Raw genomic sequence first — 13712 nt, 5'->3', positions numbered from 1 at the left:
TTTCCATAACCATTTCTTCGATTCGTAGAATCTTTTTCAGTCTTATCATTCGATTCATAGCCCAGGTGGTGATTCATTTCACCTTTTAACATCGCTTCAAACATTGGACCAAAAATGTCTTTTAGAGCACTTTGCATCTCTTCTACTGATGTGGGTTGGTACTCTTCAATAATTTTATTAGCTAGATTGACTGATTTCGGATCACGCTTAATTTTTGTCATTTTGAATTCCTCCCAATTCCATATATAATCAGTCTAGGTAAATAAAAAAAATCTAAACCAGTAAATAGAAGCCGTACGCTCTTCTACTTACACAGTTTAGATTACACTCTCATTCGATTAAACTAGCAGACTTTGAGTTGATATGTTTAGCATACTCAATTATATGTTTAGAAATTTTATGAGTATCGACTGATACATCTAATTGATTTAAAATTAATTCCTGAATTTTAATTTTCATATTATGATCGATTGATAGGTATAATTCGACTTCACAGAGTGGCTCATAATATGAATCTAGGACTTTAACAGTACTTAACGATAATGTTTTGAATTTATCTACAACTTGTTTACTATTTATAAATTTATCTAGTTTTGTTGAATCATCTACATCATTCGTTAAACTCTCAACTTTAATTGGTAATTTGTTTATAAGATTCCACTCACCATTAATATCTTTTATCATCTGGCCTTTTATAAATTGATCATCTATTGATTCATTGTATGCAAAAAATTCTCCTTCTTTAATTAAATCCTTAATAAAGTGTTCTAAAGTTAATTTGTTGTAACTTTTTTCTTCTTTTTGGTTTATTACTCGATATTCATAACCCTTAACTTTCTCGATGTAATATGTTTTTTCCCTCTTAGGATTAGTAGATGGTTTGACTATAACCATTTCATTAAAATCTATAAAGTCTAATAAATCTTTTGCTTTAATAATTCTTAAAAAAGCAGGTAATTCATTTTTGATTTCGAGGGAATCAGATAAATTATTAAAAATACCGAGTTTGTTTAAGTGATCCTCCGTTATTTCATTTATAATCGGTATATCTTCAAATTCCTCATAAATATTGTTTTTCTTTTTACTTATTTTAAGTCGATCGTAGATGACATCAGGATATTGAGCAATCTTTTCATTCCATTCATTATTATCATAAAAGTGGCCTCTGATGAGCATTTCTTCGTAATCAACGTCATTTGGTGAAAAAAAGTAAAAATCAACATTCTCACTATTCGCGGCAGTTGCAGCCGTTTCAGCAAAATCGTCAATTTGATTTGGTTTACCTAGCATTCCAATGCTGAGTTTTCCCTCATTTGTTTGATATTCAAGTTCTGATTTTGATGAATCAAATTGATTTTTTAATAGACTACGATCATTGAATTGGTTAGTGTGGAAAATTCGATTCTTTGCTAGATAACGACTGTATGCAATAACATTAACCGCTCTTTCCTCTTCATGAGCAAAAGTTTGTGGACCTATATTAGCTTCATGAATCCAAAAGCGTTTGTTGACATCAATAACAATATCTAATCCCATTTCATCGATTGATAATCCGTGTAGTTTATCGATATGGAAGCTTAGGTCCATCGCTAGGTTTTTCATTCTCTTATCAAGCGATTTACCTTCTTTCTCACCAAACTCTCCGATAAGAAATTCTTCTGTTTCTCTTAATTTTCCACTTTTAATTAATTCAATTTGAATACTGTCTGAGCTACCAGTTCTTGGGTATATTTTTGTGATTTGCCATTTTCCATCTCCGTTTTTTTGCATATGAGCACGGAAGTCAAAAGGTTCATCATTTTTTGTACGTGCGTTGATATATTTCTGAACCATATAATTATTAGGAAGAACTTTTTCATTTAGCAGTTCAGAAAACTTTTCTTTATTCAAAATGACAGTATTTTTACGTTCTGTCACTCTATACCTATCGCCTTTTTTCTGAACGAAATAAATATTCTCACCGCGTGCACCTCTGATTGGTTTGATTACGGCTTTATCCTCTGTCTTTAAAAACTCATGTACAATATATTCTTGATCGATAACCTTAAATGGAGCCAATAACTCAGCATATTTTCCACTTTCAACAAGTTTTTTTGGAAGTAGAAATTTATCACCGAAAACAAATGAAGTGAAAGGGATTTGCTTTCTAAGTTTTCGTTCTGTTCTGGATTGATGGTAAATAGTTTTAGGGAATATATTATGGATGACATCTGGTAATTCAAATTGACCTTTTTTTCTTTGGCTATCATCAAAATAATCAGCATTGATGACCTTATCTTTAAGGTTTACATCTTCTGAAGTGAAAAATATAATTTTTGAGTTTTGTTTTTCTGCTTGAGTAACTAAAGCCTCAATTCTTTTTTGAGGATAAGCATCAATAGGGTTACGAGTATTTTCATAAACACCTATTAATATTTCCTCTTGTTCATCTGGCTGTGGGAACTGTTCTAAAACACTTCTTTTCCACTTTTTTAATAATGGGATAAATGCAAATTGAAGGTTTTCCGTAATTTTTAATAAATTATTGTTTTCAAGATTCGTAGAGATGTGTTTAATGTTATTAGTTATTTTAACTTCATATGTACCTAGATTTGTTTTTAAATCTTTATCATTGTTTATCATTTTTTGTACAGCTGTAAAACCTTCAATGATCGAACTGAAAATGTAAATGCTTTCGGTGTACTTTTTTTCTTTGACTAGATCTAAGAAATGCTCTGAAGCTTCGATCATTGTATCAATGATATTGATAATTTGCTTTTGGTCGTTTTCTGACAAATTCACGGTGATTCTCTCCTTTTTAATACAACTATATTCTTTTATATCGGCAAGAATAAGAATCTGTTAATCCCTATAACTAGTCTATTTACATCGACAGTCAATAATCGAGACTTTTCATTACGAACTCGCGACAAATTAAGCCATATTTCTATTTAATAGTTGATATATAAGAACAAGTGTTCTATAATTGAATTTACATAAAAAACTTCTTTTACGTAATTTTTTCGTTTAAAATAATACTAAGGAGATGATCGGATGTCGGAAGAACGTTTAGAGCGTATGGAGAATATGCTTGTACAGTTGGTGCAAATGGTAGGGGAGAATAATAAGGGGTTGAATATAATTGAAGAGCGGATGGATCGGTTGGAAAATAGATTTAATGGATTTGGACAGCGTTTCGATGAATTAGAACAACGTTTCGATCAATATGAAAATAAAAGTGATCAGTGATATAAAGAATATATGAAAAAAATTGATGATACTAAATTAGACCAAGACTTCATGTACGAAAAGATAACAAAAAATGAGCGGGAAATTGCATTCATTAAGAAAAGGTATTAGTTAATAAGTTTTTAGACAAAATATTCTAAATTTTCCAACTGTTTTAGCAGGGATATTTAGGGGTAATGTAGAATATAGATTACATATCTATGAAAGGAGGATATGCATATGATGTACAATCTTAGAGGTGAAAACATCGAGGTTACAAATGCGATCCGAGAGTATGTAGAGAAGAAGATAGGGAAGTTGGAGCGATATTTTGATACGCCGCCATCTTCTGAAGTGCATGTGAATTTGAGTGTACACAACGAGGAACAGCGTATTGAGGTGACGATTCCGATGACGGACTTGTTACTTCGTGCGGAGGAGAACCATTCAGATTTGTATGCTGCTACGGACCTAGTAGTGGATAAGTTAGAAAGACAGATTCGTAAGTACAAGACTAAAATTAATCGTAAGTTCCGCCAAATGGGTGCTCCAAAGCATATTTTTGCGGAAATGGAAAAAGAAGTTGCAACAATCGACAAGGAAGATGAAACGGATGAAATAAACATAGTGAAGAAGAAGCGGTTTGATTTAAAACCGATGGATGAGGAAGAGGCTGTATTACAAATGGACATGTTGGGACATAACTTCTTCGTCTTTGAAAATGCAGAGACGGGTGATACGAACGTCGTTTATAAACGTAATGATGGAAAGTATGGGCTGATTGAACCGAACGCGTAATTAGACATGAGTCCCCTTGCTAGTGTGAGGGGACTTTTACACGTTCAGAACCATTGTCCGAAAGCTCGACAATCATCGTCAGAAAAATTTTTAAAAAAAGTGTAAAATTCATTTTTCGTCATTTATATGAAAAAAGTCGACAAAATCATGCGAGAAAAATGTATGTTTCTCTAGAGAAAACGCGATTTTAGGGGGTGTGACACAAACAATTTACCATGGTATAACAGAATCAACAAGATCATGAAGGGGGAATACGATATGAGCAACTATACTAAATGCCCCAGTTGCTCTGAGTTAAAAAAATACGTCGACCAACAAGGTGAGTTAATTTCGCAGTTAATGAAAATGATTGCCCAAACACATGAAAAGTTAGTGGTGCTCGAAACAGAGCTCCATAGGTTATCCTCTGATGTTGAAACTGAGTATCCATATTCAATGTCCAAACCCAACTCAACTCCAACATGCCAAGGTGTCAAATAACCCTCCAACCCTTGTGGTCTTGTTGAAGGTCAGTTTTTCGGGTACTGGCCTTCCCCTCCATTTTAAAATCTAATGGTGGAAAGGCCATAAACCGTCGCTAACCACTGTTTCATTCTGTTGTGCCGTGGTTTCTTTAGTGTTATCATTATATTTGTAGAATTGTATTCGATAGAGAGTTAGAGGTGCAAAATATGAGGCAGTTATTAACGAAGGTTTTTGGTGATGGAAATTCAAAGCAATTAAAAAAGTTAGAGAAAATAGCTGATCAAATAGAAGAAATGGAGCCTGAGGTTCAGAAGTTATCGAATGATGAACTTCAAGCTAAAACTGAAGAGTTCAAGCAACGTTATCAAAATGGTGAATCATTAGATGATTTATTAGTTGAAGCTTATGCGGTTGTCCGTGAGGCTGCAGTACGTGTGTTAGGCTTACGTCCTTACTACGTTCAGCTTATCGGTGCAATTGCGCTTCATAATGGCGACATAGCTGAGATGAAAACGGGTGAAGGTAAAACGTTAGCTTCGACTATGCCTGCTTATTTAAATGCTCTAACAGGCAAAGGGGTTCACATCATCACGGTGAACGATTACTTAGCAGATCGTGACTCGAAGGAGATGGGTGAGCTTTACGAATGGCTCGGTTTAACAGTTGGCTTAAACACAAACGAGCTGTCGAAGGATGAAAAGCGTGAAGCTTATGCTAAAGATATTACGTATGGGACGAACAATGAGTATGGGTTCGACTATTTACGTGACAATATGGTGTTGTATAAAGAAAAAATGGTACAACGCCCGCTTCATTTTGCGATCGTCGATGAGGTTGACTCGATTTTAATTGATGAGGCGCGTACACCGCTTATTATTTCGGGTTCTCAAAAGCGTTCGCAGACGAATTATATGCAGGCGGATGCGTTTTTACAGACGTTAAAAGGTGAAGAGGATTATTCTTATGATGAAAAAACGCGTAATGTTCAGCTAACGGAATCTGGGATTTCAAAGGCAGAGGAATATTTTAATATTGAAAACTTATACAATCTCGACAATGTGTCGTTAACGCACCATATTAACCAAGCGCTCAAGGCGCATGTTGTAATGCAGCGTGATACGGATTATGTGGTTCAAGATGGCGAGGTTGTCATTGTTGACCAGTTTACCGGTCGTTTAATGAAGGGACGTCGCTATAGTGATGGGCTGCACCAAGCGATTGAAGCGAAAGAAGGCTTGCAGATCCAAAAAGAAAGTATGACCCTTGCGACGATTACATTCCAGAACTTTTTCCGTATGTATGAAAAACTTGCCGGTATGACGGGTACAGCGAAAACGGAAGAAGAGGAATTCCGAAATATTTATAACATGAGCGTCGTTGCGATTCCGACGAATAAGCCAATTATCCGTCAAGACTATGCGGATTTAATTTATAAGTCGGTTGAAGGAAAATATAAAGCGCTTGTTCGAGATATTAAAGAGCGTTATGACAAAGGTCAGCCTGTTTTAGTTGGTACAGTAGCGGTTGAGACATCAGAGCTTATTTCTAAAGCGCTGAAAAAAGCTGGTGTGAAGCACAACGTCTTAAACGCGAAAAACCACTTTAAAGAGGCGGAAATCATTCAAGAAGCTGGTGAAAAAGGTTCCGTCACGATTGCGACCAACATGGCTGGTCGTGGTACCGATATTAAACTTGGTGATGGTGTAGTAGAACTCGGTGGTTTAGCTGTTATTGGTACAGAGCGTCACGAGTCTCGCCGTATTGATAACCAGCTGCGTGGTCGTTCAGGTCGTCAAGGGGACCCTGGTGAGTCGCAGTTCTATCTATCGATGGAAGACGAGTTAATGCGCCGCTTTGGTTCGGATAATATGCGATCGATGATGGAACGTCTCGGTATGGATGATGATCAACCGATTGAGAGTAAAATGGTTTCACGCGCGGTTGAGTCAGCGCAAAAACGTGTGGAAGGTAACAACTTCGATGCACGTAAACAGCTACTTGCTTATGATGATGTGTTACGTCAACAGCGTGATATTATTTATGAACAACGTTATCAAGTCTTAACGAGCGATAATTTACGCGACATTATTGAAAACATGATTCGTTCAACGATTGACCGTAATGTTCATGCATATACGCAGGAAGAAGAAGAGGAAAAATGGGACCTGGATTCATTGGTCGACGTTTTACAGGCGAATGTCCTTGAGCCTGATGAATTATCCGTCAATGATCTAAAAGGTAAAGAACCTGAAGAGATGACGGACTATGTCATGGAAATCGTGAAGCGAAAATATGACGAACGTGAACAAGAGTTGTCTGAAGAACAGATGCGCGAGTTCGAACGTGTTATCTTACTTCGTACGGTCGACTCTAAGTGGATGGATCACATCGACCAGATGGATCAGCTACGTCAAGGTATTCACCTTCGTGCATACGGACAAACCAACCCATTACAAGAGTATCAAATGGAAGGTTTCCAAATGTTCGAAGAGATGATTGCCGCGATTGAAGAAGAGGTTGCGAAGTATGCGATGAAAGCACAAATTCGTGATAACCTACAACGTGTGGAAGTGGCTTCTGGTACGAAAGCCATTGCTGGTGGACGTCAAAGCCAAGAGAAAAAACGCCAGCCTTATGTTAAAAAAGAAAATGTCGGACGTAATGAACCATGCCCATGCGGTAGTGGTAAGAAATATAAAAACTGTCACGGTAAAAATGCATAAATCAAAAGAAAAGCTCCTTGACTTAGGTCAGGGAGCTTTTACTATATCACTTATTCTTTTTCGCCAAAGTAGGCTGAACCAACCTCGTATTGTCTTAAAGCTTCTTCGTCTAGTTCAAAACCAAGTCCTGGTTTGTCCGACATGATGAATTCACCGTTTTCATTTGGCTGGATAAATTCTTTTAATACATAGTCCCGCCTGTCTGGTGTCCAAACGGGTGGATCGTAAGGGAATTCGATGTATGGACAATCACTTATGGCTACGCTTAAATGTAAATTAGCGAGAAGCCCAATTCCGTTACTCCATGTATGTGGTGAAAACATGTGGCCACTACTTTGTACGAGATCGGCAATTTTCTTAACTTTTGTAATCCCGCCGGCGAGCGCAACATCAGGCTGGTAAACGTCAAGTGAACCCTGGTTGGTCATCTCACGGAAATCAGGCCAACGTCGATTCATCTCACCACCAGCAATTCGGATATTCGTCATCTCACGTAGCTTCGCCATATTTTTAAAATCATGAGCCGGAAGCGGTTCTTCAAGCCAATAAACATTAAGTTTTTCTAGTTCCCTAGCGACTTGTACAGCTTGTTTTAAATCCCAGGTACGCTCGGTATCCCAAGGCATTTTCCAGCCTTGATTGGCATCGACCATAATGTCGAGTTGATCGCCGACTGCTTTTCTAACTTCTTCAACGACGCTAATATCGTCTCTCACATCTTCATGATGAAACCGGATTTTCATTGCTTTATAGCCGTCTTCAACAAATTGCTTAGCACGTTCAGCGCGGACATCTGGAGTCACTATTTCTCCGGTTGAGGCGTAGGCATTAATTTTATTAGATTTAGCACCAAGCAGCTTATAAACGGGCTGTCCGGTCGCCTTACCGATTAAATCCCATAACGCAATATCAAGAGGCCAACAACGTCCGTAGTGAAAATCTATATTATCTAATACTTGTGAGTGTCGTTCGATGGCGAAGGGGTCTTGGCCAATAAATAGGTGTTCATGGCCTTCAAAACCCGTCATCAGGTCCCCTGAACCGACACCGGTTATACCTTCATCTGTATGTACATAGACTAGTGTTGAAGCAAACTTTTTGCGTGGTTTAGGATCCCAGGCAGCTTTAAATGGGGGATCTAATTCCTTTACATACTGTTTAACTTCTATTGACGTGATTTTCATATGATGTCTCCTTTTGTTTAATTGTATTGTGGGTCCGATGTTTGAGTTTGGCGGCTCAAAATAGCGGGTCGATGTTTTAGATTGGCGGATCGAATTCTAATTATGGCGGATTAAAGCTCAATGATGGCGGATTGCCCACCAAATTTGGCGGATTAAAGCTCAATGATTGCGGATTCCCTCCCAATTTTGGCGGATAGAACTCCCTTTACGGCAAATCGAACCCTCGAATTGTTCGACTCAATCCCCAAACTTGGAGCCTAAACCTAAACGAGCCAACACCATTTGGAACATGCGCACAAGATATCAAAAATGAAGGGTATTTACAAATTAGTTATTTGTAGATATATGTCGATTAATACTTCAAATACTACATAAACTAGGTCATAAATGCTCTTATCTGATTTTTATCATAGATAATAGGCGAGCATGACGATATTTACGGTTTGAATGACTTATAAAATTTTAGTTACTATTAAAGATGTGTCTTTTTTAGTTCGTTTTCAATTTTATTAAGAAAAACTTGGTTACAGCCAAGTTTTAACAGCATCAAACATCTTAAAAGGGGGGTAAAGAGATGAATCGTAACGAAGGTTACACCATTACGGATGTATATGAATATTTTCAAGATAATATGGATTTTATTCTAGAGCTGACGGTACAGCATATCAATCTCGTAGGACTAGCCATTATCGTAGCGATTTTAATTGGTGTTCCACTTGGTATTTACTTAACGACAAACGAAAGCTTAGCCGGTACAGTTTTAAATGTAGCGAGTGTCATCATGACGATTCCGAGCATTGCGCTGTTTGGTTTAATGATTCCTATTTTCTCCCTCATTAATCAAGGTATTGGTTTTGTACCAGCCTTTGTAGCACTTGTTCTCTACTCACAATTACCGATTATTCGAAACACTTATACAGCCATCAATAACGTGAATCCTGAAATACGTGATGCGGCCATGGGGATTGGAATGAGTACAGCACAGCGTCTGTTAAAAGTCGAAATTCCAAATACCCTACCAGTTATTATGGCAGGTATTCGTACAGCAGTTGTTTTGAATATTGGAATTGGGGTCATTGCTGCTTTTATCGGTGCAGGTGGTTTAGGTATTTTGATTGCGCAAGGTATTACGCGTGGCCATACAGATATGGTTATTGCCGGAGCGATTGCGATTTCAATTTTAGGGATTTCAGCTGATTTAATCTTACGGTTGTTGCAAAGAATTTTTACATCTAAAGGAGTATCAGCTCAGTAAGTTATGCTCGCCACTCCGCGAGTTGTGAATGTCGGATAAAAGGAGATGGATGAAATGATTGAATATAATGAGGTAACTAAGGTATTCGGCAAAGACGTTAGAGCGGTTGATAACGTTTCTTTCAAGGTTGAAAGCGGTGATATCGTCGTATTACTTGGTCCATCAGGTTGTGGAAAAACAACTTTACTTCGGATGGTCAATCGACTTGAGAGTATCACTGAAGGGAATATTTTAGTTAATAATCAAAGAATTGCTGATTTAAATGAAATTGAACTAAGACGAGAAATTGGTTACGTCATTCAAAGCAATGGATTATTTCCAAATATGACAATTGAACAAAATGTAACGATTGTCCCGAATTTGTTGGGATGGGATAAGGAAAAGAAAGAAGAGCGTTATCAGTATTTAATGAACTTAGTTGGAATGGATCCTGATGATTACCGAAAACGTTATCCGCATGAATTATCAGGTGGTCAGCAGCAAAGAATCGGGGTTATTCGTGCGTTAGCGGCGGATCCACCAGCGATGTTAATGGACGAGCCTTTCGGTGCGTTGGATCCGATTATTCGTGAAAAAGTTCAAGATGAGTTTTTAGCGATTCAAAGGGAGTTGCACAAAACTGTCCTTTTTGTAAGTCATGACATTAATGAAGCGATCAAAATGGGCGATAAAATTGCGTTATTGCGTGATGGTAAGTTGATGCAATATGACACGCCTGCTAATATATTGCAAAATCCTGCTAATGACTTTGTCGCTCAGTTTGTCGGACAAGACCGCACGATTAAAAGCTTAAGCATTCACTATATTGAGGATTTAATGAAACATAAACAATTGAATGAAACGACCGATCAAAAGTTTTCTAAACAGGTTCCGGTCAACATGAATTTAAGAGATGCTTTAGGTAATATTTTAGAAAGTGATGAAAAAGAAGTCGCGGTTACAGATGAAAATCAAAAGGTAATCGGCAGTATAGATTTTAGCTTGATTAGTCAATATGTGTCCGAGTTATCTCAATAAGAAACCCTTATAGCTAATTCGAAAGGGGGCGATTGGATTGAATAGTCAAAAGGTTATAACCTGGACCGTTAGAGTGTTTATTTATTTTTTAGTGATAGCTTTCTTTTATTGGACCATTAAAAATCAGTATTTTAGTTATATATTTGAAAATATCGAACAGTTTAAAGTGTTAGTCATAGAGCATTTGCAAATTGTTGGTTTGTCATCGGCAATGGCAATTTTAGTTTCGATTCCATCGGCGATTTTGGTGACAAGGCCGAAATTTAAACGGTTAGAAGGTATTGTTTCAACGGTTGCCAACTTTGGTTATACGATTCCCAACATGGCGATATTAGCCTTAATGATGGGTGTTTTAGGAATCGGGTTTAAAACAGCTGTTTTTGCACTGTTTTTATATTCAATTTTACCTATTTACCGCAACACCGTAGCGGGCATTCATTCGGTAAATCCAAATTTAATTGATGCCGCGAAAGGGATCGGTTTTAAACCACATCAAATTTTGTTCCGTGTGGAGTTGCCGAATGCCGCGTATGCGATTATAGCCGGTGTTCGGACAGCTGTAGTAATTAACATTGGTGCAACCGCATTAGCGTACTTAATCGGTGGTGGCGGTTTAGGTAACTGGATTTTTATGGGCATTAAAGTGTTTGATGATTCCATTTTACTTTCCGGTGCTGTTACCGTAACACTTTTAGCGGTCATAACGGACTATCTATTACGCGGTGTAGAACGCTTAGTCGTTCCTAAAGGGACTAAAAGAAGTTAAAGATTTTCAAGGAGGTTTATCAATATGAAAAAATTAATAACAGTATTATTATCAGGGATGTTTATTCTTGGAGCCTGTGGTTCAGGTGGCGATGATGGCCAAATCACAGTTGGGGCAAAAAGTTTTACCGAGTCATTACTTTTAGCTGAAATGACAGAAACAATTTTACAAGAAAATGGTTATGAAGTAGACAAGCGTACAAACATGGGGAGTAATGTTTTGCGTGAAGCGGTAACAAGCGGACAGGTTGATATTACTTGGGACTATACAGGAACAGGGCTTGTAACTTACTTAGGTGAAGAGCCTGTAGCTTCTGCGGAAGAGGCTTTTCAACAAGTCAAAGAAATCGATGCTGAAAACGGCATTACTTGGGTCAATCCAACTGGCATAAACAATACGTATACCCTAATGGTTCGCCAAGACTTTGCAGAGGAACAAGGGGTTAAATCGATGAGCGATTTAGCTGAATATGTTAAAGCAAACGGTGCAAAAGTTGCTGTAAATGATGAATTCTATGCACGTCCAGATGGTTTATCGGCACTTGAAGAACATTACGGTTTTGAGTTTGGTGCAGAGAATGTAGTTCAAATGGACTTAGGTTTAACTTACCAAGCGTTACGAGACGGTGAGGTAGACGTGGCGATGGGATTCGCTACAGACAGTCGTATCGAACAATTTAATTTAATGAATTTAGAAGATGATCAAACATTCTTCCCAGACTATTCAGCTGCAACCGTTATCCGTACTGAGGTGCTTGATAACAATCCTGAAATTGAAGAGTTACTCAAGCCAATGGCTGATAATCTAGACAGTGAAACGATGATTAAATTGAACTATGAAGTAGACGTTGAAGAACGTAGTGTTGAAGAAGTAGCACAAGAGTTTTTAACTGATAATGGTATTATCGAGTAAATGAAAAAAGTGGTCCCTAAATGGGGATCGCTTTTTTTATGAAAACTTGGACAATTAGGTCGTCAACTTGGACAAATAAAAGCCCAACTTGGACAAATAACATGCGAACTTGGACACTTACGAGGGCAACTTGGACACTTAGCAACGAACATGATGCCACAACCTACTCATTCAAGAAATATTAACCAATTTGTAACGATTTGTTTGTTTTTATAAAATAGGTGCGTGGTATACTAAAAGTAAGCAATACAGAGTAGAGGTGAAGTTGATGGATTTAGTAGACATTAAAGATCAATTGGACAAGCTTCAAAGTCGATTAGAAGACTTTAGGGGGTCTCTTTGACTTAGATGAGGATCGCAAAAAAATTGCTGAGCTTGAAGAGCAGATGACGGATCCATCCTTTTGGGATGATCCAGAAGCGGCTCAGAAGGTGATTAATGAAGCAAATAGTATTAAAGATCTCGTTCATAAGTTTGAAAAAAATGAAGAGGATTTAGAAAATCTAGAGGTTTCTTATGAGCTCGTTAAAGAAGAGGGCGATGAGGAACTGTTTGAAGATTTACAACAGGAAATTAAGCGAGTAACAGATCAATTTAATACGTTTGAATTGGAAATTTTACTGAGTGAACCATATGACAAAAATAATGCGATTTTGGAGATTCATCCAGGTGCAGGTGGTACGGAGTCGCAGGATTGGGCGTCCATGCTCCTTCGTATGTATAAGCGTTACGCTGAGAGCAAGGGTTTTAAGGTCGAAACGCTTGATTATTTACCGGGCGATGAAGCTGGTGTGAAAAGTGTCACGCTACTCATTAAAGGTCATAATGCATTTGGCTATTTAAAAGCTGAAAAAGGGGTTCATCGCCTCGTTCGTATTTCACCGTTTGATTCATCAGGGCGTCGACACACATCTTTTGCTTCGTGCGATGTGATGCCTGAGTTTAATGACGATGTCGAAATCGAGGTTCGCTCGGAGGATTTAAAAATTGATACGTATCGTTCGAGTGGTGCGGGTGGACAGCACGTCAATACGACAGATTCAGCTGTTCGGATCACGCACTTGCCAACTAATACGGTAGTGACGTGTCAATCCGAGCGTTCTCAAATTAAAAACCGTGAACAAGCGATGAAGATGTTAAAATCAAAGCTTTATCAAATTGAAATCGAAAAACAACAGCAGGAAATGGATGAAATTCGAGGTGAACAGAAGGAGATTGGCTGGGGAAGCCAAATCCGTTCCTACGTTTTTCATCCGTACAATATGGTTAAGGATCACCGAACAAATGTTGAAAACGGAAATACACAAGCCGTAATGGATGGCCAGCTCAGTCCTTTTATTGATGCCTACTTACGTTCAAAAGTTAAAGGATAAATTTTGAACGTT

At 37.8% G+C, this 13712-nt stretch carries 12 protein-coding genes; 9 read left to right on the top strand and 3 right to left on the bottom strand.

Annotated features, from left to right (window positions below):
* Together BLP77_RS11705 and BLP77_RS11700 are read right to left on the bottom strand one after the other, a co-directional pair.
* On the bottom strand, positions 1 to 221 hold a 221-nt coding region (locus tag BLP77_RS11705; RefSeq protein WP_176753058.1), incomplete at its 3' end, for a transposase.
* Between the two features lie 109 nt (positions 222 to 330).
* On the bottom strand, positions 331 to 2781 hold the full coding sequence (locus BLP77_RS11700) for a YheC/YheD family protein (protein ID WP_093857322.1): 2451 nt from the start codon (positions 2779 to 2781) through the stop codon (positions 331 to 333).
* Between the two features lie 252 nt (positions 2782 to 3033).
* Between BLP77_RS11700 and BLP77_RS11695 the strand changes: the two genes are divergently transcribed.
* The 4 genes from BLP77_RS11695 (at position 3034) to secA (ending at position 7193) form a co-directional block, all read left to right on the top strand.
* Positions 3034 to 3228 (top strand): hypothetical protein, encoded by a 195-nt coding sequence (locus BLP77_RS11695; protein WP_093857321.1) that lies wholly within the window; start codon positions 3034 to 3036, stop codon positions 3226 to 3228.
* A gap of 219 nt (positions 3229 to 3447) precedes the next feature.
* Positions 3448 to 4005, top strand: a complete 558-nt coding sequence (hpf, locus tag BLP77_RS11690; RefSeq protein ID WP_093857320.1) for a ribosome hibernation-promoting factor, HPF/YfiA family — start codon at positions 3448 to 3450, stop codon at positions 4003 to 4005.
* Between the two features lie 258 nt (positions 4006 to 4263).
* The gene (locus BLP77_RS11685) at positions 4264 to 4485 is read left to right on the top strand and encodes a hypothetical protein (protein ID WP_093857319.1); all 222 of its coding nucleotides are present in this window, start codon (positions 4264 to 4266) and stop codon (positions 4483 to 4485) included.
* Positions 4486 to 4676: 191 nt separating this feature from the next.
* Positions 4677 to 7193, top strand: coding sequence for a preprotein translocase subunit SecA (secA, locus tag BLP77_RS11680; protein ID WP_093857318.1), 2517 nt, complete (start codon positions 4677 to 4679; stop codon positions 7191 to 7193).
* A gap of 50 nt (positions 7194 to 7243) precedes the next feature.
* On the opposite strand, the gene BLP77_RS11675 is transcribed toward secA, so the two are convergent.
* Positions 7244 to 8377, bottom strand: a complete 1134-nt coding sequence (locus BLP77_RS11675; protein ID WP_093857317.1) for a mandelate racemase/muconate lactonizing enzyme family protein — start codon at positions 8375 to 8377, stop codon at positions 7244 to 7246.
* Positions 8378 to 8951: 574 nt separating this feature from the next.
* Here BLP77_RS11675 and BLP77_RS11670 point away from each other — a divergent pair.
* The 5 genes from BLP77_RS11670 to prfB all read left to right on the top strand — a co-directional run bounded on the left by BLP77_RS11670 (position 8952) and on the right by prfB (position 13700).
* Positions 8952 to 9632 carry an ABC transporter permease gene (locus BLP77_RS11670; RefSeq protein ID WP_093857316.1) on the top strand — a complete coding sequence of 227 codons (681 nt, stop codon included), beginning with the start codon at positions 8952 to 8954 and terminating at the stop codon, positions 9630 to 9632.
* Between the two features lie 54 nt (positions 9633 to 9686).
* Positions 9687 to 10649, top strand: coding sequence for an ABC transporter ATP-binding protein (locus BLP77_RS11665; protein WP_093857315.1), 963 nt, complete (start codon positions 9687 to 9689; stop codon positions 10647 to 10649).
* A 37-nt stretch (positions 10650 to 10686) separates the two neighbouring features.
* Complete coding sequence (locus BLP77_RS11660; RefSeq protein ID WP_093857314.1) at positions 10687 to 11415, top strand: ABC transporter permease; 729 nt, start codon at positions 10687 to 10689, stop codon at positions 11413 to 11415.
* Between the two features lie 24 nt (positions 11416 to 11439).
* Complete coding sequence (locus BLP77_RS11655; RefSeq protein WP_093857313.1) at positions 11440 to 12327, top strand: glycine betaine ABC transporter substrate-binding protein; 888 nt, start codon at positions 11440 to 11442, stop codon at positions 12325 to 12327.
* 268 nt (positions 12328 to 12595) lie between these two features.
* Positions 12596 to 13700, top strand: a protein-coding gene (prfB, locus tag BLP77_RS11650) for a peptide chain release factor 2 (protein WP_143001437.1) whose coding sequence is annotated in 2 segments (ribosomal slippage) — positions 12596 to 12667 and positions 12669 to 13700 — 1104 coding nt in all. Because the reading frame shifts where the segments join, the coding sequence is not laid out codon by codon here.
* The last annotated feature ends 12 nt before the right edge of the window (positions 13701 to 13712 follow it).

The organism is Tenuibacillus multivorans, assembly GCF_900103915.1.
In the GTDB taxonomy this organism is placed as follows: Bacteria; Bacillota; Bacilli; order Bacillales; family Alkalibacillaceae; genus Tenuibacillus; species Tenuibacillus multivorans.
Note: the sequence above shows the minus strand (reverse complement) of the source record. Positions and strands in the feature narration are given on the sequence as shown.